The sequence below is a fragment of the Dactylosporangium sp. CA-233914 genome, assembly GCF_050942935.1.
Lineage (GTDB): Bacteria > Actinomycetota > Actinomycetes > Mycobacteriales > Micromonosporaceae > Dactylosporangium.
The window spans coordinates 5,853,553-5,877,111 of sequence record NZ_CP192030.1 but is presented as its reverse complement, the minus strand read 5'-3'; the positions used below and the strand labels follow the sequence as shown (position 1 = coordinate 5,877,111).

The window sequence follows — 23,559 nt, the reverse complement described above, 5'->3', positions numbered from 1 at the left end:
TCGCTTGGTAAGGTCCTGGGCATGACGGAGGCTTATCTGGTCGAGGCGGTTCGCACGCCGGTAGGTCGGCGGGGCGGCGCCCTGTCGGCCATCCACCCGGCCGACCTCGGCGCGCACGTGCTCACCGCGCTGGTCAAGCGCAGCGGCGTCGACCCGGCAGCGGTCGACGACGTGATCTTCGGCTGCGTCGACGCGCTCGGCCCGCAGGCCGGCAACATCGCGCGCACCAGCTGGCTCGCGGCCGGCCTGCCCGAGCACGTGCCGGGCGTCACGGTCGACCGGCAGTGCGGCTCCTCGCAGCAGGCGGTGCACTTCGCCGCGCAGGCGGTCATGTCCGGCACCGCGGACCTGGTCGTGGCCGGCGGTGTGCAGAACATGAGCGCGATCCCGATCTCGGCGGCGATGCTGGCCGGGCAGCAGTACGGCTTCGACGACCCGTTCCGCGGCTCGGCCGGCTGGCACGCGCGCTACGGCACCCAGGAGATCAGCCAGTTCCGGGCGGCCGAGCTGATCGCCGCCGAGTGGGCGCTGACGCGCGAGGAGATGGAGGCGTACGCCTTGCAGAGCCATCGGCGCGCTTTGGCGGCGATCGACTCCGGCCGCTTCGCACGCGAGATCGAGCCGATCGCCGGCGTCGCGGTGGACGAGGGCCCGCGCCGCGACACGACCCTGGAGAAGATGGCCGGCCTGCCGACCCTCAAGCCCGGCGGCGTGGTGACCGCGGCCCTGGCCAGCCAGATCTCCGACGGCGCGGCGGCGCTGCTGGTCGCCTCCGAGCGGGCGGTGCGCGAGCACGGCCTGCGCCCGCGCGCCCGCATCGACCACCTGAGTGTCCTGGCCGACGATCCCGTGTTCATGCTCACGGGCCCGATCCCGGCGACCGCCCACGCCCTGCGCAAGGCGGGCCTCACCATGGACGACATCGATCTCGTGGAGATCAACGAGGCATTCGTACCGGTGGTGCTCGCCTGGCAGCACGAGACGGGCGCCGACCTGGACCGCGTCAACCCCCTCGGCGGCGCGGTGGCGCTCGGCCACCCGCTGGGCGCGACCGGCGCCCGGCTGATGACGACGCTGCTGCACGAGCTGGAGGCCCGGGGCGCGCGCTACGGTCTGCAGACGATGTGCGAGGGCGGGGGAACGGCGAATGTCACCATCATCGAACGTCTCTGACGCTCCCGCCGCGCTCGTCACCGGCGGCACCCGCGGCATCGGGCGCACCATCGCCGCCCGCCTGGCCGGCGCCGGGTATCGCGTGCTGACCTGCGGCCGCAAGGACCCCGGCGACCTGCCCGCCGGGGTCGCGTTCCGCCGCGCCGACGTCCGCGATCCCGACGAGGCATCGACCCTGGTCACGGCGGCCGTCGAGGCGTTCGGGCGCCTCGATCTGGTGGTGAACAACGCCGGTGGCGGCCCGCCCGCGCCGGCCGCCACCGCGCCGCCGAACCTGGTCACCGCGATCGTCCGGCTCAACCTGCTCGCGCCGTTCTTCGTCGCGCAGGCCGCCAACGCGGTGATGCAGGGCCAGGACACGGGCGGCCTGATCGTGAACATCGGCAGCGTGTCGGCCCTGCGCCCGGCGCCGGGCACCGCGGCCTACGCGGCGGCCAAGGGCGGGCTGGAGGTCCTCACCCGGGCGCTGGCCCTGGAGTGGGCCCCGCGGGTCCGCGTGAACACGGTGACGGCCGGCGTCGTGCGCACGGACGACAACGCGGCCCACTACGGCGACGAGGCGGCCCTGGCAGCGGTGGCGGCAACGGTACCGCTGGGCCGCATGGCCACCCCCGACGACGTCGCCGACGCCGTGCTCCTGCTCGCCTCGCCCCTGGCCGGCTACGTCACGGGCACGTCCCTGCTCGTCGACGGCGGCGGCCAGCTCCCCCGCTACTCCGACGTGTCAAAGCCCAAGGAGTAGCACGAACGGCCGGCTCAGGTGCCGTAGCCGCCGTCGACGTCCAATTTCTGGCCCGTGATGAAGCGGGCTCGGTCGCTGGCCAGGAAGCAGACCGCCTCGGCTATGTCCGTGGCGGTGCCGAACGTGCGCAGTGGGATGTTGGCTCGGGTCACCGCCAAGGCGTGTTCGTTCAGGTCGCCGTTCTCCATCAGGCGGGTCGCCATGCCGTCGGTGAGCATGCCGGGGCCGACGCAGTTGGCTCGGACGCCGAAGCGGCCCTCCTCGGCGGCGATGCCGCGCACGAGGGATTCGACCGCTCCCTTCGGTACCGCTGACAGGCCGTCGCGCACCGGGAAGCGTTTCGTCGCCGCGGTCGTCACCGCGACGAGGCTGCCGCGGCTGGCGCGCAGCGCCGGCAGGGCGGCGTGCACGATGTTGAAGCTCGCGAGGACGTCCTGGGCGATCTGTTCGCCGAAGTGCGACGGGGAGACCCGGCTCAGGTGGATCATCGGCACGTGGGGGCCGGCCGCGTGCACGAGCGTGTGCACCTCGCCCGCGGCGTCGATCAGCGCGGCGCACGCCTGCGGGTCGGTCAGGTCCGCGCGGATCGCGGTCGCGCGGGGCAGTTCGGCCGCCAGGGCCGCGGCGGCCGTCGCGTCGGAGCGGTAGGCGAGCACCACGGCACTGCCGCGCGCGGCGAGCATGCGGGCGACGGCGGCGCCGATGCCGCCGGTGGCGCCGGTGACGACCGCGACGCCGGTGCGGGCGGCGAAATCCTGCTGCATGGCGGGTACGTTACCAAGCAAGCGTTTGGTAGAGTACCCGCCGTGGAGCTGAAACTCGGGGTCATGCCGTCCGGCGGCGGTGCCGATCCCGCCACCGTCGCGCGGTTCGTGCGGCTGCTGGAGGAGCTCGGCTGCGAGTCGGTGTGGGCCGTGGAGCACGTGATCGTGCCGGACGCCTACGACAGTTCGTACCCGTACGACCCCAGCGGCCGGATGCCCCTGCGCGGGCACGACGACATCCCGGACCCGCTGCACTGGCTCACGTTCGCCGCCGCCCACACCAGCACACTCAGGCTCGGCACCGCGATGCTCATCCTGCCCGAGCACAACCCGGTCGACCTGGCCAAGCGCCTGGCGACCGTGGACGTGCTCAGCGGCGGGCGGCTGCTGGCCGGCATCGGGGTCGGGTGGCTGCGCGAGGAGTACGACGCGCTCGGGGTGCCCTTCGCCGAGCGTGGGGCGCGCGCCGACGAGTACCTGGCGGCCATGCGCGCGCTGTGGACGCAGGCGCCGGCGCGGTACGACGGGCGGTTCGTGAAGTTCGGGCCCGTGCACTGCCGGCCCCGGCCGACCCGCGGCACGGTGCCGATCGTCGTGGGCGGGCACAGCCTGGCGGCGGTACGGCGGGCGGCGCGCTACGGCGACGGGTGGTACCCGCTCGGCGTACGCGGCGAGGGGTTCGCCCGGCTGCGGGACGCGCTGCGGCGCGAGTGCGAGGCCGCCGGGCGCGGCCCGGACGCGGTCGAGGTCACCGCCCGGGCGCCCGGAGATCGCGGCGAGGTCGAGCGGCTGCGCGCGCTCGGCGTGGCCCGGGTGGTTATTCGTGCGGACCCGAACGATCTGGTCGGGGTACGGGACAGGGTGCGTCGCTACCAGCGGGAGGTTCTCGGGGCATGAGGACGGTCATCATCACCGGCGCCGGGCAGGGGCTCGGCCGCGCGCACGCGCTCGCGTTCGCCGCGACCGGGCACCACGTCGTGCTCAACGACCTCGGCGCGGACCGCCTCGAGGGCGTCGCCGCCGAGTGCGCGGCCGCGGGCGGCAAGGTGACCACCGCGCCGGGCGACGTCGCCGACTGGGAGTTCGCCGCCGCCCTCGTCCAGCGGGCGGTGGACGCGACCGGGCGCCTCGACGCGCTGGTCAACAACGCCGGGCTGGCCCGCGACCGGATGACGACCAACGTCACCGAGGACGAGTGGGACTCGGTCATCCGGGTCAACCTCAAGGGGCACTTCGCCCCGCTGCGGCACGCGTCCGCGTACTGGAAGTCCCTGGCCAAGGCCGGAACCCCGGTCGCGGCGCGGATCGTCAACACCACGTCGGGCGCCGGGCTCATGGGCAGCGCCGGGCAGGTCAGCTACAGCGCCGCGAAGGCCGCCGTGGCCGCCGTGACGCAGGTGGCGGCGGTGGAGCTGCGGCGGTACGGCATCACCGTCAACGCGATCGCGCCCAGCGCCCGCACCCCGATGACCGAGGAGGTCTTCGCCGACGCGATGCGCGCCCCCGAGCAAGGCTTCGACGCGATGGCCCCCGGGAACGTCTCGCCGCTGGTGGTGTGGCTCGCCTCCGCCGACGCCGGGTTCGTCACCGGCCGCGTCTTCGAGGTCTCCGGCGGCACCGTGAGCGTCGCCGACGGCTGGCAGCACGGCCCGGCGACGGACGCCGGCCGCCGTTGGGACCCGAACGAGCTCGGGCCGGTCGTGCGCGACCTGCTCTCCCGCGCGCCTGCCCCGGCGGCCGTGTATGGAGCGTGAGTTCCGCGACGAGGTGCGGGCCTGGCTCGCCGAGCACCTCACCGGCGAGTTCGCGCCGCTGGTCGGCAGCGGCGGGCCCGGCCGCGAGCACGAGCACCTCGAGCTGCGGGCAAGGTGGGAGCGCGAGCTCGGCGCCGGGGGCTGGATCGGGCTGGGGTGGCCGCGTCCGTACGGTCGCGGTGCCTCCATCGCCGAGCAGGTCGTGTTCTTCGAGGAGTACGCCCGCGCCGGCGGCCCCGGGCGGCTGAGCCACATCGGCGAGTACCTGCTCGCCCCGACGCTCATCGCGCACGGCACCGAGGAGCAGAAGGCCCGGTTCCTGCCGCCGATCGCGCGGGCCGAGCAGCTGTGGTGCCAGGGGTACTCCGAGCCGGAGGCCGGCTCCGACCTCGCCGGCGTCCAGACGCGTGCGGCCCTGCAGGACGGCCGCTGGCACGTCACCGGCCAGAAGGTGTGGACGTCGCTGGCGCACATCGCCGACTGGTGCTTCGTGCTGGCCCGCACCGGCGACGGCGTGCGCAAGGCCGGCCTGTCCTACCTGCTGGTACCGATGGACCAGCCCGGCGTCGAGGTCCGCCCGATCGTGCAGCTGACCGGCACCTCGGAGTTCAACGAGGTGTTCTTCGACGGCGCGACCACGGACGCCGACCTCGTCGTCGGCGCACCCGGCGACGGCTGGCGGGTGGCCACCAGCACCCTCGCCTTCGAGCGGGGCGTGGCGACGCTGGGCCAGCAGCTCGGCTTCGCCCGGGAGCTGGCGTCCATCGTGGAGCGGGCACGGGCCACCGGCGCGCTGCACGACCCGCTCGTCGCCGACCGGATCGCGGCCGCGTGGGCGGGGCTGCAGGGCCTGCGCCACCACGCGCTGCGGACGCTGAGCGCGACCGAACCCGACCCGGCCGCCGCGTCGGTCGCCAAGCTGCTGTGGGCGAACTGGCACCGCGACCTCGGCGAGCTGGCGATGGCGGTCGAGGGGGCCGCGGCGACGGTCGCGCGGGCCGCGCCGTACGAGCTGACCGACGCCCAGCGCCTGTTCCTGTTCACCCGCGCCGACACCATCTACGGCGGCTCCAACGAGATCCAGCGCAACATCATCGCCGACCGTCTCCTCGGCCGCGTCCCCCGAGCGTAGGAGTGTCCACAGTGGAGATCGGTACCGCGTTCACCGGCTTCGCGGGCGAGTTCACGCCGGAGCAGGCGGCGCTGCGCGAGTCCGTCCGCGACTTCTTCGCCTCCCCCGGGTACAGCTGGGAGCGCCTCACCGGCGAGCTCGGCCTGACCGCCCTCGCGGTCGCCGAGCAGCACGGCGGCTTCGGCGCGACCGCGGTCGAGGCCGGCATCGTGCTGGAGGAGGCGGGCGCCGCCCTGCTGTGCGCGCCCCTGCTGTCGACCACGGCCGCGATCCTGGCCCTGGAACCGTCGTGCGACCTGCTCGAGTCGCTGGCCGGGGGCGCGTCGATCGGCACCCTGGCCCTCGGCGGCGCCGTCGAGGCCCGGCCCACCGCGCAGGGCCCGGTCCTGGACGGCCGCGTCCACAACGTCCTGGACGGCGCCGCCGCCGACGTGTTCCTGGTCGAGTGCGACGGCGACCTGTACGCGACCGACGCCGCCGTCGTCCAGCCCGTGCCGACCCTGGACACGACCCGCGGCCAGGCCACCGTGATCCTGACCGCCACCCCGGCCCGCCTCGCCGTCCCCGCGGGCGCCGCCCACGCCCGGGCCGTGCTGCAGGCGCTGCTGGCCGCCGAGTCGGTCGGCGTCGCCCGGGCCGCACTGCAGTCCACTGTGGACCACCTGCGCACCCGCCGCCAGTTCGGCGTGCCGCTGGCGACCTTCCAGGCGCTGCGCCACCGCGTCGCCGACCTCTACGTCGCGCTGGAGCAGGCGACGTCCACCGCCCGCTACGCCCTGCGCGTCCACGGCACCGAGGAGTTCGCCGTCGCCGCGACGCTGGCCAAGCTGGCCGCCACCGAGGCCGCGTGGACGGTCACCCGCGAGTCGATCCAGCTGCTCGGCGGGATCGGGTTCACCTGGGAGCATTCCGCGCACCGGTACCTCAAGCGCGCCACCGCCAACCACCTGCTCGCCGGCGACCCGGCGGCCCTGCGCCGCGCGCTGCTGGCGTACGCCCTCTAAAAGGTCCGGCAGTCAGTTGTAGACGAGGTCCATGGTGTCCGTGTGGGCCGGCCAGGTCAGCGTCAGGTGCCAGCAGCCGGCCGCCGGCAGGTCGACGATGGACGGACCCGGGCCACCCGGGACCTGGCGGGTCTGCGACGTCGTGGTGCCGTCCAGACGCGCCTCGATGGTCAGGTCTCCCGGCGGCGGCGCGTCCTTGGCCACCCACAGGATCTTGTTGGCCCGGTCGGGGCGCGGGGTGGCGCTGAGCGGGAAGCCGAACACGGCGCCCACGATCTCGCCGCGGTCGCCCAGCACGTGGGGCATGTCGGTCGGGCCGCTGAAGCCGCCGCGGGCCCACTGCGGCAGCGGGCCGGTGTCCACCGGGGAGCCGCATGCCGTGCGGGTCGGGGCCGGGGTGGGTGCCGGTGACGAGCAGGCGGCCAGGGACAGCACGAGAACGGTCGGCAGCAGTCTCACATCGAGACAGAGTCACCGGCCGCCGGTGACGGTTCCCGGAACAGGCGCAGCCGAGCGGGGACGGCCCACCACTGGTCGGGGCGGTCCACGATCGGGGCCGTCCCGCCGGCGGACTCGACGCGGGCCAGGCGCAGCAGAAACGCGGCGATGCCGGCCGCACCCTGCATCCAGGTCGTGCGCGGCGGCAGCAGCGGCTCCTCGTCGCGGTACTCGATGAACCGCCACCGCGCGCCGGAGTCGTCGCGGATCGCGCGCTCGACCAGGGCGTCGGCCATCGTGCGGGCGCCGTCGAGGTACCGCTGCGAGCCGGTGTCCTGGGCGGCGTCCAGCAGGGCGTCGCCGACGCCGGCGGTGCCGCAGCAGCGGCCGTCGTTGTCCCAGAAGCCGGGGCGCAGCCGCTGCGGCACGCCCGAGGTGAGCACCGAGTGCAGGCAGCGGTCCCGCAGCTGCGCCGGGGAGTATCCGCCGACGGACTCGACGCCGGCGTGGGCCAGGGCGGCGAACAGCAGGGACGTGCCGGTGGGGCCGTGGCACCAGGTGTACGTCACCGGCTCGACCTCCCGCTGCGAGCGCGGGATCGTGTGCTCGAGCACGAACCCGCCGTCGTCGAGCGCGGCGATCGCCAGCAGGTGCTCGGCGCCGCGGCGGGCCGCGTCCAGCAGGTCGGCGCGGCCGAGGGCGGCCCCGGCCAGGGCGAGCGCGGTGGCGACGCCGGCCGTGCCGTGGGAGAAGTTCGGGTTGCTCGAGCGGTACCCGGGCCACATCCGCCAGTCCAGGCCACCCTCGGCGGGCTCGGCCGCCGCGAGCAGCGCCTCACCGCCGGTCCCCAGCAGCCCGGTCCCGCCCGGCGCCCAGGCGGCGGCGAGCATGATCCCGGCGCTGCCGGAGATGACGTCCGACAGCGGGCCCTGGTGACCGAGGTCGAGCGTGGTGTCCCAGCCGGCCGGGGTGGCCAGCTCGGCGAGCCGGCGCAGGGCGACCTCCTCGCGGCCGGGCGCCAGCAGCCGCAGGGCGGTCACGTCCCCGGCGAGCCCGTCGAACAGCGACGGCTCGGTGCGCGCGGCGGCCTGGGCGGCGAGCCGGGAGACGATCCCGTCGGCCAGCGTCCGCTCGGCCGCGGTCAGCTCGCGATACACCCGGATCTCGGCCAGCACCGGCGCGAGCCCGGCGATCCCGGCGTACAAAGAGTCCCGATCCGGCGCGGGAGCGTCCCCGGCCACCTCCGGCACCCACGGGCCGTCCTGTTCCCGGACCTGCCCGAGCACCCAGGCCCAGGCCGCCTCCCCCAGCTCCCGGTAAGTCACCCAGCGACGTTATCGCACCGACGGGACCGCGTCCGGGAAGAGGCGGTCGAAGACCGCCGTGCGTTCGAACGCCATCGCGTAGGCGCGGGCCCGGGACTCCAGCTCGGCGCGCTCGAGCGGGCCCAGCTCCAGCACCACCCGGTCCACGGCCGCGGCGAGGCCCTCGACATCGCCGGGCTCGACGATGACCGCGGTGTCGCCGACGGCCTCGCCGGTGCCGCCGGTCCGGGTCGTGATCACCGGACCGCCGCCGGCCAGCATCTTCTCGGCGAGGGCGATGCCGAACGTCTCGACGAAGTCGGCCTCGGGGCGGGTCGGCAGCGCGTAGGCCGCGCAGCCCCGCATGAGCAGCGGCTTCTCGGCGTCGTCGACGTCGGTGAGGAACACGATCCGCTCGTCGCCGGCGGCCAGGGCGCGCGCGGAGTCCAGGGCCGGGCCGGTGCCGGCGACGACGAGCTTCACCGCGGGGCGGCAGCGCATCCGGGAGTACGCCCGGATCAGGTCGTGGATGCCCTTGGCCTGCGCCACCCGGGACAGGAACAGGATGTAGCCGTCGCGTTCGAGGCCGCGCCGGGCCAGGGCCGCCTCGACGCGGATCGGATCGAGCTCGAGGTAGGCCGATGCGTCGATCGGCGGGTAGCCGATGGTGACGCGGGCGCGGCACTCCTCGGCGAAGCGGGTGCCGCAGCGGGCGTCGACCTGCTCGGCGGCGGCGATGATCTCGTCGCGGGTGTACTCCGAGACGGCGACCAGCTCGTCGTTGCCCAGGAACGTGGTGAACAGGGCGATCGCGGCGCCGAAGCGGTTGTCGCGCAGGCAGGAGCGGATCACGTTGGTCACGTCGGAGCCGACGGCCTTGGCGACGGTGCGCACGTCGGGGTTGAAGCCGGCGGCGCGCACCGCGGCGACCGCGTCGGCGACGACCGTGGTGTGCGGGACGAGGTACATCGACAGGCACGTCGTCGGTACGGGCTCCATGAGCAGCTCGACGAGGCGGCCGGTGAGGCCTGCGAGGTGGCGTCCGTCGGGCACGCGGTAGTCGCCGACCGGCTCGGGCCGCTCCACGGTGATGCCCTCGCTGTAGGGCAGCAGGCGGTCCAGCGGCTTGAGCGGCAGGCCCGCGGCCTGCAGCGCCGGGATCGGCCAGGTCAGCAGCCGCACGTCGTCGAAGCTGCGGGTCAGGGCCACCTCGGCGAGGTTGCGGGCCTCGCCGGAGTGCCCGCAGATGACCGGGTCCGCCCGGACCACGATGACGAGGCGGCGGTGGATGTACGTCACCTGGTCTCCTTCGACGAGCCGAAGTACGGATCGGAGGCGGACGGGGGCCGGACACTGCTCCCCCAGTGCGACGGCCGCGGGCCGAGTGTCACGTGCAGGCGACCGCCGCGGTGCACGTCGGCGGCGCTGATGTGCGTGGCCGCCAGGGGACGGCCGTTGAGGGTCACCGACTGCACGTATTGCGGCGCGGGGTGCTCGTCGAGCCCGTCGGCCCCGATCGGCGTCTGGCGATGGCCGCTGGTCTCGACGACGAACTCGCGGTCATCGACGGTGATCGCACCGCGCTCGAAGGCGGGCGCGTTGACGAGGAACAGGTTCTGCCCGGCGACCGGGAACAGGCCCAGCGACGCCCACACGTACCAGGCGCTCAGGCCACCCGAGTCGTCGTTGCCGGGCAGCCCGCCCGGGCCGGTGCCGAACTGCCAGGTGAGCGCGGCGTGGACGACCTCGGCGGTGCGGTCGGGCCGCCCCGCGTAGTGGTACGCCCACGGCGCCTCCATGTCGGGCTCGTTGTTGAGCCCCTCGAAGCGGTTCAGCGCGTACCCGGCGAGCATCTCGGCGGGCCGGGGCCGGCGCCCGGGCTGGGTGACCGGCTGCGCGCCGAAGCCGAAGAACTGGTCGAGCAGCCCGATGAACGCCTCGTCGCCGCCGCCGAGCGCGATGCGGGCGGTCATGTCGTGCAGCAGCCGGAACGAGTAGTTCCACTTGCCGCCCTCGTAGAACTCCGAGTCGCGCAGCAGCCCGGTGACCGGGTCGAAGGCGTTGATCCAGTGCCGGCTGCGCCGCTCCAGGTCGTCGGCGAGGGACTTGTCGTTGAGCGCCCGGGCGACCTGGGCGGTGCAATGATGGGCGTAGGCGAGGTCGAGGGTGTGGCTGATCGGGTGGACGACGCCGTGCTCGAAGAAGTCCTCGCCGTAGAGCCGGCGCAGGTCGTCGACCATGTGCACGAGTGCCCAGTTCCAGTCCAGCGGCGCGCGACCCAGCGCGTGGGCGTCGGCGAGGACCGTGTGGGCCAGGGCGCTGGCCTGCCGGAAGAACCGGTCGGCGCCGCGGGCCATGCGGTAGCCGATCGGGAAGTTGCCCTCCTCCTCGCAGACCCGGATGAGCGACTCGAGCAGGTCGGCGGCCCGGTCGGGGGCGACGGCCGACAGCAGCGGCAGCTGGGTCTTGTAGATGTCCCACATCGTGCACACGTCGAACGCGAACGGGCCGGAGGCCGGCCAGAACGGGCTCTCGTCGTCGGCGAAGCAGGGCTTGATCAGGGAGTGGTACAGCGCGGTGGCGAACACCGTGCGCCGCGCCGGGGTGCCACCCTCGACCCGCACCCGGCCCAGGTGCTCGCGCCAGCGCTCGGCGGTCGCGGCCCGCACGGTGTCGAACGCCGGCCCGCCGGTGCCGCACTCCCGCTCCAGGTTGTGCCGGGCCTGCTCGCAGCCGCGCAGCGAGAAGCCGAGCCGCACCTCGACGGTCTGGCCGGCGCGGGTCGGGCCCATGAAGAGCATGCCGAACGGGCGCAGCGTGGTGTGCCGGATACTGTCGAAGTCCAGGCGGGTGCCGCCGTCGATGAGGCGGCGGTCGTACCACAGCATCTGCCGCCAGCCGCGACTCTCGACCTCGGCGTGGACGGAGAGCGGTACCCCCTCCATCACCACGGTCCCCTGGACCATGCCGTGGCCGAGGCTCTCGGCGTGGGCGCGCAGCGGCACCGTGCGGCCCAGCTCGATCGCCAGGCCCCCGCACGACAGGTCGATGACGATGCGGGCGTTGCTGTGCTCCGGGAACGTGTACCGGTGCACGGCGACCTTCTCGCCGACGGTGATCTCGCAGCGCACGCCGGTGTCCAGGGTCGCCGCGTAGTATCCGGCCCCGGCCTCCTCGTCGTGCAGCGGCCAGGACTCCCCGAGCGCGTCGAGCTGCTGCACCATCGGGGTGACCCGGATGTAGTTGTAGTACTTGCGGATCGCGCCGGTGCCGGACTGCTGGAAATGCGTGAAGCCGGAGGCCTGGTGGCGCTCGAAGAGCTCCTCGGGCACGCCCTCGGTGTTCTTCGCGTATCGCCCGTAGCCGGTCGGATACGCCCCGGAGTACGCGCACGCGGAGACCATGCCCAGCGGCGAGGTGGCGCCGGGGTGGGTGTTGCCGACCTGGGGCTTCGGCCACCACCACGTGGCGGCCAGACCGTGCGGCGTGGGCAGGTCGGTCGCGGCGGTGCCGATGAAGGGATCAACGTCGTCGAAGATGGCGGGACTCTATCCGGCCTTGATTTCGACCAGATGAAATCCGGGCCGGCCTACCGGTGCGGTGGGCCTGCCCGGTCGGTGCCGCCGGTCAGCCGCCGGTGAACTTCGGCTCGGTGCCGCACTTGGCCTTGGCGTTGAGGCAGATCTTCACGAGCGGGCCGAGGTTCCCGGGCTTCCACGCGTTCATGAAGTCGCCGTGCATCGACGAGGCCAGGCCCGAGGAGAGCGCCAGGCCGTTGCCGCCGAGCGAGTCGTAGTTGACCATGAACGACAGATTCGGGATGGCGACCGGGTACTGGCCCTGGCACTTGCCGTTGACCGCCGGGCCCATGTGCGACTTGTGGTCGGGCGAGTCGATGTGCTTGCCGTCCCAGCAGTCCTGGAAGGTCAGCTGGAAGATGAGGTTGCCGCCGGGGGCGCAGACCGGCCAGTTGCCGTCGGAGCTGCGGCCCGTCTCGGCGCTGCCGGCACACCAGAACTGCCCGCTCGCGCCCTTGGGCGTGGCGACCTGGCGCTTGGCGTCGCCCTGGACCATGACCAGGCCGGGCGGGAAGGGCACGGTCGCCGACGGGTCGGGCAGGCGCGACCCGTAGTACACCCGGAAGCTCTTCATCTTCACCGGCTGACCGTCCTTGAGCAGCTGCGGCACCCAGTAGGCGCTGTTGTCGCCGGGCGCGTTGCAGTTGGTCACGCGGGTGAACAGGTCGGCCGGCTTGGTCTTCGCGTCGACCGGCGGGCCGAAGAAGGTGTGCAGGTGCGAGGCGCCGGGCAGGCCGGGGAAGACGATCGGGTCGTCGGGGGCCTCGCCGGAGACCGAGCAGTCGGTGTGGAACTCGGCGACGCGCGTGGTGCCGGCCGGGACCGGGATCTGCTGGATCTGGTTGAACGCGGCCAGCTCCCGCTGCCAGGCGGCCTGGTCCACGTTCACCCAGCCGGCGGCCGTGTCCTGCGTTCTGGTCGGCGTCGGCGTCGGCGGGGCGACCGTCGCCGTCGCCGGTGGCCGGCCGCCCGAGCCGAGGGTGAACCAGTTGATGTTCACGAAGTCGTACGGCTGGGCGCTCTTCATCACCGCGACGAGCGTCTGCTTGCCGGCCGGGACGGTCGCGGCCGTGGCGGTGACGGTCTTCCACGACTGCCAGTTCCCGGTATGGGCGACCGGGAACGTGGCCAGGAGCTGGCCGGTGGGCGAGCCGAGGTGCAGCTCGATGGAGCCGCCCGCGCGGTTCTGGGCCGCGATGCGGACGCTGAGGTCCGCGCCGTTGAAGGTGACATTGTCGTACCGCATCCAGTCGCCGTTGGCGAGCCAGCCGACGTTCTTGCCCCCGCCGGCGTCCGCGGTGTTCTCGGTCTGCGCGCCGGACTGGGCGGAGTACGACTCGGCCTCGAGCCTGGGCGCGACCTCGTCCGCGCTGGCCGTGGCGATGTAGATGCCGCTGCCCGCGCCGAGCACCGCGACGGCGGCGGCGGCGCCGAGCAACGCGCGGGTCTTGCGCCTTCCAGGGCGGCTCTGGGCGCCGCGCTGAGGTTCACTGCGCATTTCGATCCTTTTCGGGGTCGGGTGCCGCCAGTATTCAAAGCGGCCGTACGCAGGTTCAAGACATCAAAGGAAAACTTAGAGAGCGCTCTCTGGAAGATCGTTGCCAGCCTGGGACAGCCGCTCCGATTACACTTTTGCGAGAGTCCGGTCCTTAAATTTGGCTTTAGCGTGCCCAGCCGGCTCTCTCCACGCCGCGGACAACGCCTCGGCGAGGGTCGTTGTCGGCCACGACGGGCATGTGGCTCCGGTCTCCCGTCACTCGCCGCAGTTTTGTCGGTACTGGACAGGTGGCAGGATGATTCGTGCGATGGGGCTGCCATAGGCCTGGCGGCGGTGCGGTCGCCGGCACCGCGATCCGCGAAGACCGCATCCTCAGCCGCCGCCTCGTCGACCTGTTCGGAATCTGTGTGCAGGCGCCGGCACCCACTACACCGCACCGCCACAAGACCATCACCACATCAGGCCGCAGCTGTGGTTCGCTGCATCCGTGACCCTGCCGAGCAGCGCTCTACGAGCCGCGGACCAGATCGCCTACCTCGACCACGCCGCCGCCAGCGACGCCGGACGCCAGTACAAGCACAAACTCCTCGCGGCACTGGACCCGCGGCCAGGCAACGCGGTGCTCGACGTCGGATGCGGACCAGGAACCGACCTCCCAGCATTGGCCAACGCCGTCGGCGATGCCGGCACCGTCTTCGGCGTCGACCACGACCCCGCGATGGTCGAGCAGGCCCGGCAACGAACCGCGGCATTTCCCGGCGTGGAGGTCCAGGCAGGCGACGCCCACGCATTGCCCCTCGACGACGCCAGCATGGACCGCGCCCGCGCCGACCGCGTACTGCAGCATCTGGCCGACCCGGCGCGGGCCCTGGCCGAACTGCGGCGAGTCGTCCGCCCCGGCGGCCTGGTCGCGCTGGCTGAACCGGACTGGGACACCCTCGCCATCGCCGACACCGACACCACACTCAGCCGGGCCTACACCCGCTACATCACCACCAGCGTCGTCCGGAACGCCACCATCGGCCGGCAGCTTGCCCGGCTCCTCGACGACACCGGGTTCGAGATTGACTCCGTCGACGCCACCGTCATCCTGTTCCGCGACTACCGGAGCGCCGAAACTATCCTGCGGATGCCGTCGGTCGCCCAGCGCGCCTGGCAGGCCGGCGCCCTCGACGAACAAGCCGCACGAGCCTGGCTCGCCCGACTGACCAACTGCCCCTTCCTGGCCGCATTCACATTCTTCACCGCCATCGGCCGCGTTCCTGCCACGGGCGGACTTGTAGCGCCAGGGCTGCCGTCGCCACTACAGGTTGCGGTCCGGGCCGGCGAGCGGGTCCGAGCCGGCGAGCGGGTCCGAGCCGGCGAGCGGGTCCGAGCCGGCGAGCGGGTCCGAGCCGGCGAGCGGGTCCGGCTGGGCGCGGGGTCAGCCGCCGGGGCAGGTGTTGGTGCCGCCGCTGAACGCGACGCACGTGCGTTGCGGCACCGGGTCGTCCGGCACCGACTGTAGCTGCTGCACCCCCGCCAGGCCCAGCAGCACCGCGGGCAGGGCCGTGACGCCCGCCAGCATCAGGTATGCCCGGCGGAAGCCGATCGCGGCGATGAGCAGCGGGCCGGTCACGAGCACGCCGGCGAGGATGAACTCCAGGCGGCCCAGATCGGCGTCGGCGACGGCCGGGTCGCTCGCGAACAGGCGCGCGAGAAGCGCTCGGCCCAGTGCTGCCACGGCGACCAGCCAGGCCGTTGTCAGCAGGCCGCAGATCACGCCGCGCGGTGCGGGCCGCCGTGTCGTTCCTATGCTCCCTACGCTAACCTACCCGACCAAATTCCGCCGCCCCACCTGACGCTGGGCAATCCCACCGTCACGATGCCCGGTCCGGCAGCGACACGACGATCGGGATCGATGCCGCGAGCGGGGCCGTGACCTGGGACGATGCGGGGGCCGGTAGCACCGACAGCTCCAGGGTCGGCGGCAGCGCGGCCACGCCCGGGCCGCCCGCGCGGACCCACTCCACGATGTCGGCGACGATTTCCTCGGCCAGGACCAGGCCGAACCAGACCGGGCGGGCGCCGCGGCGGCGGGCGGCCGGGGAAGGGTGCACGACGAGCACGTTCGACTGGTCACACGTGTCCAGGCACTGGCTCGTGCGCACGCGGTGGGCCGGGGCCAGGGCCGTGCGCAGGCCGTCGAGCTGCGCGGCGTGGTCGACCGCCGGGTGCTTGGCCGGGCTGCCGCAGCAGCAGTCGCGGCAGACGGTCAGCGTGCAGCCCGGGGCCCCGTCGTCGATCACGGCTCCACGGTAGCGGGCCGCCTCGGGTCCGGCCGGGCCGGAGCCTGGGTCAGGGCCGCGTCCAGCACCACGGCCTCGAGGTCGCGGGCGCACCGCTCGATGGTGGCGGGCGCGTAGCGGTGCGTGTCGCCCCACAGGGTGTACGTCATCGTGTCCGGCTCGTCCTCCAGGTGCAGGTAGAACGTGCCGTCGTAGGTGTCCTCGCGGCCGCCCCAGCGCACCGTCGTCAACTCTCGCGCGGCCGCGATCTCGGCCGGCCGCGGTGGCGGGGCGGTATCGTCGCCGGGCGCCTGGCGGCGGCGGTCGTTGAGGAAGCAGCGCAGGTCGACGTCGTCGGGCCGGTCGCGCGCCGCGCCCGCGAGGAGTTCCGCGTGCTGCGCACTGTCGAAATACCCGTGCTTGTACGCCGCGATCGCCGCCGCGAACGCCCGCGCCACGACCTCGTCGAAGGGCACGCCGCCGACGTCGATCACGCAGATGCCGAACTGGCGCAGGCTCGAGACCGACTCGGCGAAGCCGGGGCGGAAGCGGTTGCTGACCACGACCTGCACCACGGCCGTGCCGGCGCCCGTCGCGCGGGCCAGCGCCATGGCGAACGCGGCGAGCAGGATCGGGCCGGAGGCGACCCCGGTGCGGGCGGCGACCGCGCGGACGGCCAGCGCCAGGGCCGGCGAGGAGCACACGACCTCCCAGTGGCGCGGCTCGCCGGAGCCGGGGTCGGCGGTCGCGATCGGCGGGCGGGGCGGGAGGCGCCGCAGCTGCCGCTCCCAGTACCGCAGCGCCTGCTCGCTCTGCCGGCGCGCGGCCGGCGTGCGCTGCCGGGCGGCGAGCTCCAGCGGGCGTACCCCGGCGACGGGCGCGCCCGGGTCGTCGAGATGCGCGAGGTCCCGCACGATCGCGTCGATGCCGAAGCCGTCGACGAGGACGTGGTAGTACATGAGCACCACGTGCGTCGGCGTCCGCCCCGCGCACACGACTCCCATCCGCACCGGCCACTCGCCGTACGGGTCGAAGGGCGTGGTCTGGTAGCGCACGCGCAGCGCCTCCGCGGTGCCGTCCGGGTCGGCGCCCGCCTCGAGAAGCTCCACCGCGATCCGCCCCGCGGCGTGCACCTCCTGTCGCGGCGGCCCGCCCTGGACCGGGCGCAGCCGGGTCCGCAGCGCCTGGTGCCGGCCGACGATGAAGCGCAGCAGCCCCGCGAGGTGCTCGACGGTCTCGCCGGGCGCGGCCGGCACGGTGCCGCCGATGTTCATCGTCCGGCCGGTGCGGCACATGAGATCCCAGACGTCGCGCTGCCCCCAGGTCAGCTCCTCGACGCCGGAGCCCTCCCCCGCGAACTCGACGACGACCCGGCGCGCACTGGTGTCCACGTCGACCGATCATCAGGCCCCGCCGCGGCGATGCTCAACCACCGTGCCCCGGGACGGCGCGGCGGCCCACGTCACGCCGTCCCGGGGACGGAAACTTACACGCCCGGCCCGGCGAGTTGCTCAACCAGCGCGACGAGCGCTCGGACCTGGCGGCGGCTCGCCGGGCGTCGGTCGCGGGCAGCACCCGGGTGAGGCAGCGGGCACGGACACATCACCTCCCAAAGTGGCGCCCTCGTCACCACGCGTGGCGCTTAGCTTCCTCGTGAATTGCCTGCTGGACGAAGCAAACAGGGAGGTTTTATGTCGAGGCTGATGGTTCGGGGGCTGCTGCTCGCCGGCGCCTGCGGAGTGTTGATCACGGCCGGACCCGGCGTGCTGTCGGGGTGGGCGCAGGCGCCAGACCGTCAGGTGACCGCGATGGGCACCGACGAGAGCTGGTGGCATCATCCGACACCGACGAAGACCCACACCCAATCGCCGACACCGACACCGACGAAGACGCACACCACGTCACCGACACCGACCAGGACGCACACCACGTCACCCACCGCCACGGCGCTGCCGGTCACCGGCGGAGCTACGGGCGGCACGCTGACCGGGCTCGTCGTGGGCGGGCTCGCGGTGACGGGGCTGGGCGGCGTGCTGTTCGGAATCGGACGGCGCCGGCGCAACTCCTGAGCCCGGATCCGGCCCGAGGGCGGTGACCCGGGCGAGGCCCGGATCCGGCGGACGTCTAATGGGCGGCGGTCTTCAGGACGCCCATCTTGGACTGGTACACCGCATCCAGTGCCTTGCCGCCGTCCTCGCTCGTGGCGACGACCTCGCCCCGCACCAGGACATAGCCGCCGTCGACCGCGCCGCGGACGGCGCCCAGGGCCGGCTCGGCCATCAGCACCGCCACGCCGTCGCGGGCCAGCTGGGTCACCGTGCGCAGGAGCTCCTGGACGATCAGGGGCGCGAGGCCGGTCATCATCTCGTCGAGCAGGAGGACTCTCGGCGAGCCCATCAGGGCACGGGAGACGACCAGCATCTGCTGTTCGCCGCCCGACAGGACGCCGACGAGGCTGCGCAGCCGGGTCCGCAGGATCGGGAAGCGGTCGATCGCGGTGTCGACGGCGGAGCGGGGCAGCCGCAGCAGCTCCGCCATCACCTGGAGATTGTCGGCGACGTTGAGCTTCGGGAAGAGCTGTCGGCCCTGCGGTACGACCGCGATCCCGGCCCGGGCCCGCGCCGCGGGCTTCAGGCGGCTCACGTCCTCACCGTCGAGGAAGACCTTGCCGGTGGCGGCGACCGAGCCGTACGCGGCGAGCAGGGCGCTGCTCTTGCCGGCGCCGTTGGGGCCGACGAGGGCCGTGACCCTGCCGCCGGGCGCGGTCAGGTCGAGTGCGGTGACGGCACTGGCGTGGCCGTAGCGGACCGTGAGCCCTTCCAGGCGCAGCTCATGAGACGACATGCGGGACGCCCTCCTCGTCGGAGTCGGAGTCGGAATCGGCGGCGACACCGAAGTACACCTGCTGCATTTCGGGGCTTCCGAGGCATGCCTGCGGGTCGCCGTCGAAGACGGACCGGCCCCGGTCGAGCAGCATGATGCGGTCGACGAGGCCGGCGACGAGGTCGACGTTGTGGTCGACGAGGATGACGGCGTGACCGCGGCGCTGGACGGTGCGGATCACCTCGACGATGCCGTGCACGCCGCCGGCGTCGGAGCCGGCGAACGGCTCGTCGAGCAGCAGGACCAGCGGGTCCTGGCCGAGGGCGCGGCCGACCTCGACGAGGCGCTGCTCGCCGAGGGAGAGGTCCCCGGCGGGGCGGTCGAGGCGGTCGATGCCCAGCTCGTCGGCGATCCTGCGCACGGCCTCGGTGTCGGCGCTGGAGTGCGGGCGGAAGGCGCCGGCGAAGCTGCCGGCGACCATCTGCCAGACGGTGCCGTGGCGCCGGGCGGCCCGGCCCAGCAGCAGGTTCTCGGCGACGGTGAGCTCCAGCGCCAGCTGCGGGTACTGGAACGTGCGGGCCAGGCCGGCCTTGGCGCGCCGGGCGGCGGGGCCGGACAGGCGCTGGCCGCGCAGCGTCAGGGCGCCCTCGGTGGCCGGTTGCGCGCCGGAGATGAGGTCGACGAGGGTCGTCTTGCCGGCGCCGTTGGGGCCGACCAGGCCCAGGATCTCGCCTGCGGTCAGCGAGAACGAGACGTCCTGCAGCGCCGTGACCCCGCCGTACCGCTTGGTCAGGCCGGACCCGACCAGCAACGTCTCAGCCACGTCGTCCCCCTACGAGTCGGACCAGCTTGCCGGCGTAGCCGATCACGCCCTGCGGCGCGAGCAGCAGGATGACGAGCACGCCCAGGGCGAGGATCAGCGTGCCGCTGGTCTGCACCGCCGGGAAGTTCAGCGTCAGCTCGACGGCGATGAACGCGCCGAGCACGGCGCCCCACGGGGTCGCGGAGCCGCCGATGAGGGGCATGAAGATGGCCAGGAAGACCAGGTTGAGGGTGAACGTGTCGGGGGTGACGCTGCCCGCGGAGTACGTGAACAGCCCGCCGCCGACGGCCGCGATCGCGGCGCCGATGGCCAGCGACACCAGGTTCATCACCGAGACCCGCACGCCGGCGGCCTCCACGGCGCGGGGCGCGTCGCGCATGGTGCGCACGATGACGCCCCACGGTGACATGCGCAGGCGGTCGAGGAGGAACGCGATGACGCACACGACGACGAGGGAGCCGACGACGATCTGGTAGTGCGAGGGCACCCAGCCGAACACGTTGAGCTTGCGCAGGGAGCCGAGGCCGCCGGAGCCGCCGGAGAGGCCCTCGGCGTCGACCAGCAGGGCGGTGAACGCCATGCCGAACAGCAGGGTCACGGCGGCGAGGAAGAAGCCGGAGAGCCGGCGCGTGGCCAGCCCCAGCAGTACCGCGACGACCGCCGCGACGACGGGGCCGGCGATCCACGCGAGGACCAGCGGCAGGTCCGTGCGCGAGGACAGCAGGCCGACCGCGTAGCCGCCGATGCCGGCGTAGGCGCCGTAGGCCATCGACAGCGAGCCGGCCATGAGGTACGGCACGTACATGCCCAGCGCGACGAGTGCGTAGGTGGCCATGGTGGTGACCAGCGTCTGCTTGTAGCCGTCGGCGCCGACCCACAGCAGGATCAGCGCCGACCCGACGACGCCGCAGACCAGGCCCAGGGAGCCGGGAACGCGTTTCATGGACTGACCTCTCAGGCCCTGATCCGGCGGACGAACAGGCCGCTGGGTTTGAAGGCGAAGAAGAGCAGGGCGACGAGCAGCAGCCCGTACACGTGGGACTGCCCGCCGAAGTAGTACGGGACGAAGACCTCGACGAGGCCGAGCAGCAGGCCGCCGACGAGCGGGGCCCACACCGAGCCGGTGCCGCCGACGACCATCGCCAGGAAGCCCGACAGCGCCCAGCTCAGCCCGGACAGCGAGCTGACGCCGGCCTTGGGGGCGAACAGCAGGCCGGTGATGCCGGCCAGCAGGCCCGAGACGAGGAACGCGATGAGGCGGACCCGGTTGACCGGCAGGCCCAGCAGGCCGGCGGCGTGGGTGCTGTCGCCGACGGCCCGCAGCAGCCGTCCGGTGCGGGTGTAGCGGATCCACAGGGCCGCGAGCACGAACGCGATGGCGGTGAAGGCCAGCAGCAGGACTGTGCTCGGCTGGGCCACGGTGCCACCGATCGGCACCGGGTCGAACGTGAGCAGGGCCTGGCCCGGGAGGGTGGTGTAGCCGAAGAGGTACCCCCCGAGCTGCTGAATCGCGAACAGCACCGCGGCGACGGCGACCAGGGCGGGTAGTTCGCCCCGGCCCGAGCGGCGCTGGACCTGGCGGACGACCGCCAGCTCCGTGACCACCGCCAGGGCCGCGGAGACGAGCACCGCGACCGCGGCGGCGGCCCAGACATTCATGTCCTCGTAGATCACGAGGTAGGACGTGCACAGCCCGCCGACCATCGCATACGGGCCGATGGCGAAGTTGAAGAACCCCGCCCCGACGAGTACGAGGTAGTAGGCCAGCGCGAGCAGGCCGAAGAAGCATCCCATCTCCAGGGCGGACAACCACAGCTGCAACTGGCCCACGACGTCGCCTCCTTGCCTGGTGGGTTACTTGCTACACGGGGGCTGGAAGGTGGCCCAGGGGCCTTTCGGCTTGTTGTCCGAGCCGAACTCGATCAAGGACAGACCGCACGGCCCATCGGCGCCGAGGTGCTTGTCCGCTCCGAAGCTGAGCGTGAAGTTGGCCTGGCCGAACGTGGCCGGGTACCCCTTGATGCCCTGGATCGCCTCGTTGAGCTTCTTGGGATCATCGACCCCGCCGGCCTTCTCGATGGCCTGCTTGAGCACGTGCACGGAGTCCCACGCCTGCGCGTCGTACGCGGTGATGTCGTAGTCCTTGCCGTTCTTCTCCTGCAGGAGCTTGACCAGGTCCTTGGTACGCGGGTTCTCGGTGTTGATCGAGCCCATGAAGATGAGCCCGTTCAGCGCGCCGGGCGAGGCCAGCTTCCACGAGGAGGGCTGGTTGCCGATCGAGGCGAGCGAGAAGCGCTTGGTGCCGGCCATCTGGGAACCCAGGGTGTTCTGGGCGAGCACCTCGAACGCGCCGCCGACGCTGGTCACGAGTACGGCATCGGGCTTGGCGTTCTTCAGCCGCGCCACCTGCGCCGACAGGTCGCTGGCATTCGCCGCGCCCTTCTCCGTGGCCACGAACTCCACGCAGGTCATCTGCGCGAACAGCGCCTTGTCGAGCGCGGCGATCGTCGTGGTGTCGTCGGTGAGGACGCCGAGCTTGGAGATGCCGGCGGCCTTGAAGGCGCCGCAGTACACCTGCGCCCAGTCGTTGGTGGTGTTGGCGAGCATGTAGATGAGCTCGTTGTCCGGCGGCGTCACGAGCGTGGCGGTCACGCCGGTCGGGGCGATCGCCGGCAGGCCGAGCTGGGTCAGCGTCGACTTGGCCTGGAGGATCGCCGCGCTGCCGCTCTGCAGGAACAGCGCCTTGGCGCCCTGGCTGGCGAGCTTCTGCAGCGTCGCCGGCACCTTGGTCGGGTCGGACTCGTCGTTCTCGACGACGAGCTGCAGCGGCCGGCCGAGGACCCCGCCCTTGTTGTTGATGTCCTGGATGGCGAGGCGGATCGTCTTGCCGGCGATGGTGCTGTAGGACGCGCCGGAGCCGGTGCTGTCCTCGTCCAGGCCGATGATGATCGGAGTGCCGGTCGCGGTGCCGTTGCTCGGTTTCTCGTCACCCGCTTTGTCGCCGCAGCCGGCCAGCGCGAGCGCCGTGAGTGCCAGGCAGCCGACGATACGACGAGACCTCGTCGCTAAAACGCCCATGTGTACCCCTGTCGGAATAATACGAATCGTCAGCCTCGGGCGGATTGTCGCTCGATTCGAAACCTAACAAGCGCTTGGTTTTTACATCTTGGCGAGGGTGAACGAGCGTGTCAAGGACACGCTGGACACCTGGACGTAACAGAAGCGTGAAAGTCGGGGCGGCGCTGAGCTGCGATACAGGGCATCATCTCGGTCATGCGGATGCGACTCACCGTGATCGCCGTGATCGTTCTACTGTCGGGCTGCGCCGCTCCGGCCGATGGTTCCGCATCGGTCAGCGACGCCGGGTCGGTCAGCGACGCCGGGCCACTCAGCGACGCCGGGTCGGTCTGGGCCTCGTGCCGTGATGCCTTCGCCCCGGCCGGGCTCCCGTTCACGCCGGCGGACGAGCCGAAGCTGCCGGCCGGCTTCCCCGCCGCGTCGGTCGTGCTCTGCCGCGGCGAGCTTCAGCAGCGGGCCGACGGCGGCACCGACCAGGTCCTCGCCGAGCGCCGCGGCAGCGACATCGGGGCCCTCGTCGACGCGCTGCGCCTGCCCGACGTGCCGCACACGGACCTGCCGTGCACCCTCGACGCGATCAGCGTGCCGTGGTTCGCGCTGCTCGACGCGGCCGGCCACTGGGTGCACCCCGGCGTGCCGGTCGACGCCTGCGCGAAGCCGCGCATCGAGGTCCGCGCGGCGCTGGACACCCTTTCCCTGCAGCCGGTGGCCACGACGATCCTGCGGGAGACGGTCTCGTCGGCCGCCGCGAGCACCGGCTGCGAGATGCGGGCGACCGACATGATCGCCGTGGAGACCGCGCACCCGGGCCTCGGCAGCGCGACGTTCGACCCGCCCAGGAGCGAGGTGCGCCTGTGCCTGTACCACGTGCCGAGCGAGGAACAGGGCAGCGAAAAGCCGGCCGGCACCTTCGAGCGCGGCGCGCGCCTGGACGCGAACCGCTGGACGGACCTGCGCCGCGCGATGCTCCCCACCGGCCCGGCCGTCCCCTGCACCGAGCACGCGAGCCGGTTCGCGCTGTTCCGCAGCGGCGGCGAGCAACTCTATGCCGAGATGGACGGCTGCCACCGCCTGCTGTCCGCGCCCGCGACGGGCGGAGGGGCCCTCCGTCAGGCCGGCGCCGCACTGGCCGACCTCATCGAGAAGGCGGCCTGAGCTGCTACGATCACGCCCCGTGTTGA

General features: G+C 73.1%; 23 protein-coding genes. 9 read left to right on the top strand and 14 right to left on the bottom strand.

Annotation, left to right across the window (positions count from 1 at the left end; translation table 11 throughout):
- Positions 1-21 precede the first annotated feature (21 nt).
- Both ACQPY0_RS26015 and ACQPY0_RS26010 read left to right on the top strand, forming a co-directional pair.
- Positions 22-1,173, top strand: coding sequence for an acetyl-CoA C-acetyltransferase (locus tag ACQPY0_RS26015; RefSeq protein ID WP_432993627.1), 1,152 nt, complete (start codon positions 22-24; stop codon positions 1,171-1,173).
- Positions 1,148-1,915, top strand: a complete 768-nt coding sequence (locus tag ACQPY0_RS26010; RefSeq protein ID WP_432993625.1) for an SDR family oxidoreductase — start codon at positions 1,148-1,150, stop codon at positions 1,913-1,915. The genes ACQPY0_RS26015 and ACQPY0_RS26010 overlap by 26 nt, the downstream gene beginning before the upstream one ends.
- A 14-nt stretch (positions 1,916-1,929) precedes the next feature.
- Here the strand turns inward: ACQPY0_RS26010 and ACQPY0_RS26005 are convergent, their stop codons facing one another.
- Entirely contained in the window at positions 1,930-2,679 is a 750-nt protein-coding gene (locus ACQPY0_RS26005; protein ID WP_432993623.1) for an SDR family NAD(P)-dependent oxidoreductase, read from the bottom strand.
- Between the two features lie 42 nt (positions 2,680-2,721).
- Between ACQPY0_RS26005 and ACQPY0_RS26000 the strand changes: the two genes are divergently transcribed.
- The 4 genes from ACQPY0_RS26000 to ACQPY0_RS25985 are packed head-to-tail and all read left to right on the top strand — an operon-like array spanning position 2,722 to position 6,569.
- Entirely contained in the window at positions 2,722-3,576 is an 855-nt protein-coding gene (locus tag ACQPY0_RS26000; protein WP_432993621.1) for an LLM class F420-dependent oxidoreductase, read from the top strand.
- Positions 3,573-4,433: an SDR family oxidoreductase gene (locus tag ACQPY0_RS25995; RefSeq protein ID WP_432993619.1), complete on the top strand. Its 861-nt coding sequence runs from the start codon at positions 3,573-3,575 to the stop codon at positions 4,431-4,433. Before ACQPY0_RS26000 ends, ACQPY0_RS25995 begins: the two co-directional genes overlap by 4 nt.
- A complete protein-coding gene (locus tag ACQPY0_RS25990; protein ID WP_432993617.1) occupies positions 4,423-5,565 on the top strand; it encodes an acyl-CoA dehydrogenase family protein in 1,143 nt (380 codons plus the stop codon). The genes ACQPY0_RS25995 and ACQPY0_RS25990 overlap by 11 nt, the downstream gene beginning before the upstream one ends.
- A gap of 11 nt (positions 5,566-5,576) precedes the next feature.
- Positions 5,577-6,569, top strand: coding sequence for an acyl-CoA dehydrogenase family protein (locus tag ACQPY0_RS25985; protein ID WP_432993615.1), 993 nt, complete (start codon positions 5,577-5,579; stop codon positions 6,567-6,569).
- A gap of 12 nt (positions 6,570-6,581) precedes the next feature.
- Here the strand turns inward: ACQPY0_RS25985 and ACQPY0_RS25980 are convergent, their stop codons facing one another.
- The 5 genes from ACQPY0_RS25980 to ACQPY0_RS25960 all read right to left on the bottom strand — a co-directional run bounded on the left by ACQPY0_RS25980 (position 6,582) and on the right by ACQPY0_RS25960 (position 13,387).
- A complete protein-coding gene (locus ACQPY0_RS25980) occupies positions 6,582-7,028 on the bottom strand; it encodes a hypothetical protein (RefSeq protein WP_432993613.1) in 447 nt (148 codons plus the stop codon).
- Positions 7,025-8,332 carry a lanthionine synthetase LanC family protein gene (locus tag ACQPY0_RS25975; protein WP_432993611.1) on the bottom strand — a complete coding sequence of 436 codons (1,308 nt, stop codon included), beginning with the start codon at positions 8,330-8,332 and terminating at the stop codon, positions 7,025-7,027. The genes ACQPY0_RS25980 and ACQPY0_RS25975 overlap by 4 nt, the downstream gene beginning before the upstream one ends.
- A 9-nt stretch (positions 8,333-8,341) precedes the next feature.
- Entirely contained in the window at positions 8,342-9,610 is a 1,269-nt protein-coding gene (locus ACQPY0_RS25970) for a glycosyltransferase (protein WP_432993609.1), read from the bottom strand.
- A complete protein-coding gene (locus ACQPY0_RS25965) occupies positions 9,607-11,787 on the bottom strand; it encodes a glycoside hydrolase domain-containing protein (RefSeq protein ID WP_432995396.1) in 2,181 nt (726 codons plus the stop codon). The genes ACQPY0_RS25970 and ACQPY0_RS25965 overlap by 4 nt, the downstream gene beginning before the upstream one ends.
- Before the next feature lie 151 nt (positions 11,788-11,938).
- Positions 11,939-13,387: a DUF1996 domain-containing protein gene (locus ACQPY0_RS25960; RefSeq protein ID WP_432993607.1), complete on the bottom strand. Its 1,449-nt coding sequence runs from the start codon at positions 13,385-13,387 to the stop codon at positions 11,939-11,941.
- A 487-nt stretch (positions 13,388-13,874) separates the two neighbouring features.
- Here ACQPY0_RS25960 and ACQPY0_RS25955 point away from each other — a divergent pair, with 487 nt between their 5' ends.
- On the top strand, positions 13,875-14,894 hold the full coding sequence (locus ACQPY0_RS25955; RefSeq protein WP_432993605.1) for a methyltransferase domain-containing protein: 1,020 nt from the start codon (positions 13,875-13,877) through the stop codon (positions 14,892-14,894).
- On the opposite strand, the gene ACQPY0_RS25950 is transcribed toward ACQPY0_RS25955, so the two are convergent.
- The 3 genes from ACQPY0_RS25950 to ACQPY0_RS25940 form a co-directional block, all read right to left on the bottom strand.
- Positions 14,811-15,149 (bottom strand): hypothetical protein, encoded by a 339-nt coding sequence (locus tag ACQPY0_RS25950; RefSeq protein WP_432993603.1) that lies wholly within the window; start codon positions 15,147-15,149, stop codon positions 14,811-14,813. The two genes, ACQPY0_RS25955 and ACQPY0_RS25950, sit on opposite strands and share 84 nt — an antisense overlap.
- Positions 15,150-15,246: 97 nt before the next feature.
- On the bottom strand, positions 15,247-15,645 hold the full coding sequence (locus ACQPY0_RS25945) for a hypothetical protein (RefSeq protein WP_432995394.1): 399 nt from the start codon (positions 15,643-15,645) through the stop codon (positions 15,247-15,249).
- A gap of 26 nt (positions 15,646-15,671) precedes the next feature.
- On the bottom strand, positions 15,672-17,045 hold the full coding sequence (locus tag ACQPY0_RS25940) for a condensation domain-containing protein (protein ID WP_432993601.1): 1,374 nt from the start codon (positions 17,043-17,045) through the stop codon (positions 15,672-15,674).
- 300 nt (positions 17,046-17,345) lie between these two features.
- Here ACQPY0_RS25940 and ACQPY0_RS25935 point away from each other — a divergent pair, with 300 nt between their 5' ends.
- Complete coding sequence (locus tag ACQPY0_RS25935; RefSeq protein WP_432993599.1) at positions 17,346-17,723, top strand: hypothetical protein; 378 nt, start codon at positions 17,346-17,348, stop codon at positions 17,721-17,723.
- Positions 17,724-17,778: 55 nt separating this feature from the next.
- On the opposite strand, the gene ACQPY0_RS25930 is transcribed toward ACQPY0_RS25935, so the two are convergent.
- From ACQPY0_RS25930 to ACQPY0_RS25910, 5 genes are read right to left on the bottom strand one after another with little or no spacing between them, the layout of a single operon-like run.
- Positions 17,779-18,498, bottom strand: a complete 720-nt coding sequence (locus tag ACQPY0_RS25930) for an ABC transporter ATP-binding protein (RefSeq protein WP_432993597.1) — start codon at positions 18,496-18,498, stop codon at positions 17,779-17,781.
- The gene (locus tag ACQPY0_RS25925; protein WP_432993595.1) at positions 18,485-19,300 is read right to left on the bottom strand and encodes an ABC transporter ATP-binding protein; all 816 of its coding nucleotides are present in this window, start codon (positions 19,298-19,300) and stop codon (positions 18,485-18,487) included. Before ACQPY0_RS25925 ends, ACQPY0_RS25930 begins: the two co-directional genes overlap by 14 nt.
- Positions 19,293-20,243 (bottom strand): branched-chain amino acid ABC transporter permease, encoded by a 951-nt coding sequence (locus ACQPY0_RS25920; RefSeq protein ID WP_432993593.1) that lies wholly within the window; start codon positions 20,241-20,243, stop codon positions 19,293-19,295. Before ACQPY0_RS25920 ends, ACQPY0_RS25925 begins: the two co-directional genes overlap by 8 nt.
- An 11-nt stretch (positions 20,244-20,254) precedes the next feature.
- A complete protein-coding gene (locus ACQPY0_RS25915; RefSeq protein WP_432993591.1) occupies positions 20,255-21,130 on the bottom strand; it encodes a branched-chain amino acid ABC transporter permease in 876 nt (291 codons plus the stop codon).
- Positions 21,131-21,154: 24 nt separating this feature from the next.
- Positions 21,155-22,378 carry an ABC transporter substrate-binding protein gene (locus ACQPY0_RS25910; RefSeq protein ID WP_432993589.1) on the bottom strand — a complete coding sequence of 408 codons (1,224 nt, stop codon included), beginning with the start codon at positions 22,376-22,378 and terminating at the stop codon, positions 21,155-21,157.
- Between the two features lie 195 nt (positions 22,379-22,573).
- Here ACQPY0_RS25910 and ACQPY0_RS25905 point away from each other — a divergent pair, with 195 nt between their 5' ends.
- Positions 22,574-23,533, top strand: a complete 960-nt coding sequence (locus ACQPY0_RS25905; RefSeq protein ID WP_432993587.1) for a hypothetical protein — start codon at positions 22,574-22,576, stop codon at positions 23,531-23,533.
- The last annotated feature ends 26 nt before the right edge of the window (positions 23,534-23,559 follow it).

What these genes read in the sequence shown, in the direction of transcription:
- ACQPY0_RS26010 (WP_432993625.1), top strand. Translation starts at nt 1,148, where the DNA reads ATGTCACCATCATCGAACGTCTCTGACGCTCCCGCCGCGCTCGTCACC.
- ACQPY0_RS26005 (WP_432993623.1), bottom strand. Translation starts at nt 2,679, where the DNA reads ATGCAGCAGGATTTCGCCGCCCGCACCGGCGTCGCGGTCGTCACCGGC.
- ACQPY0_RS25960 (WP_432993607.1), bottom strand. Translation starts at nt 13,387, where the DNA reads ATGCGCAGTGAACCTCAGCGCGGCGCCCAGAGCCGCCCTGGAAGGCGC.
- ACQPY0_RS25930 (WP_432993597.1), bottom strand. Translation starts at nt 18,498, where the DNA reads ATGTCGTCTCATGAGCTGCGCCTGGAAGGGCTCACGGTCCGCTACGGC.
- ACQPY0_RS25995 (WP_432993619.1), top strand. Translation starts at nt 3,573, where the DNA reads ATGAGGACGGTCATCATCACCGGCGCCGGGCAGGGGCTCGGCCGCGCG.
- ACQPY0_RS25990 (WP_432993617.1), top strand. Translation starts at nt 4,423, where the DNA reads ATGGAGCGTGAGTTCCGCGACGAGGTGCGGGCCTGGCTCGCCGAGCAC.
- ACQPY0_RS25905 (WP_432993587.1), top strand. Translation starts at nt 22,574, where the DNA reads ATGCGGATGCGACTCACCGTGATCGCCGTGATCGTTCTACTGTCGGGC.
- ACQPY0_RS25935 (WP_432993599.1), top strand. Translation starts at nt 17,346, where the DNA reads ATGTCGAGGCTGATGGTTCGGGGGCTGCTGCTCGCCGGCGCCTGCGGA.
- ACQPY0_RS26015 (WP_432993627.1), top strand. Translation starts at nt 22, where the DNA reads ATGACGGAGGCTTATCTGGTCGAGGCGGTTCGCACGCCGGTAGGTCGG.
- ACQPY0_RS25920 (WP_432993593.1), bottom strand. Translation starts at nt 20,243, where the DNA reads ATGAAACGCGTTCCCGGCTCCCTGGGCCTGGTCTGCGGCGTCGTCGGG.
- ACQPY0_RS25910 (WP_432993589.1), bottom strand. Translation starts at nt 22,378, where the DNA reads ATGGGCGTTTTAGCGACGAGGTCTCGTCGTATCGTCGGCTGCCTGGCA.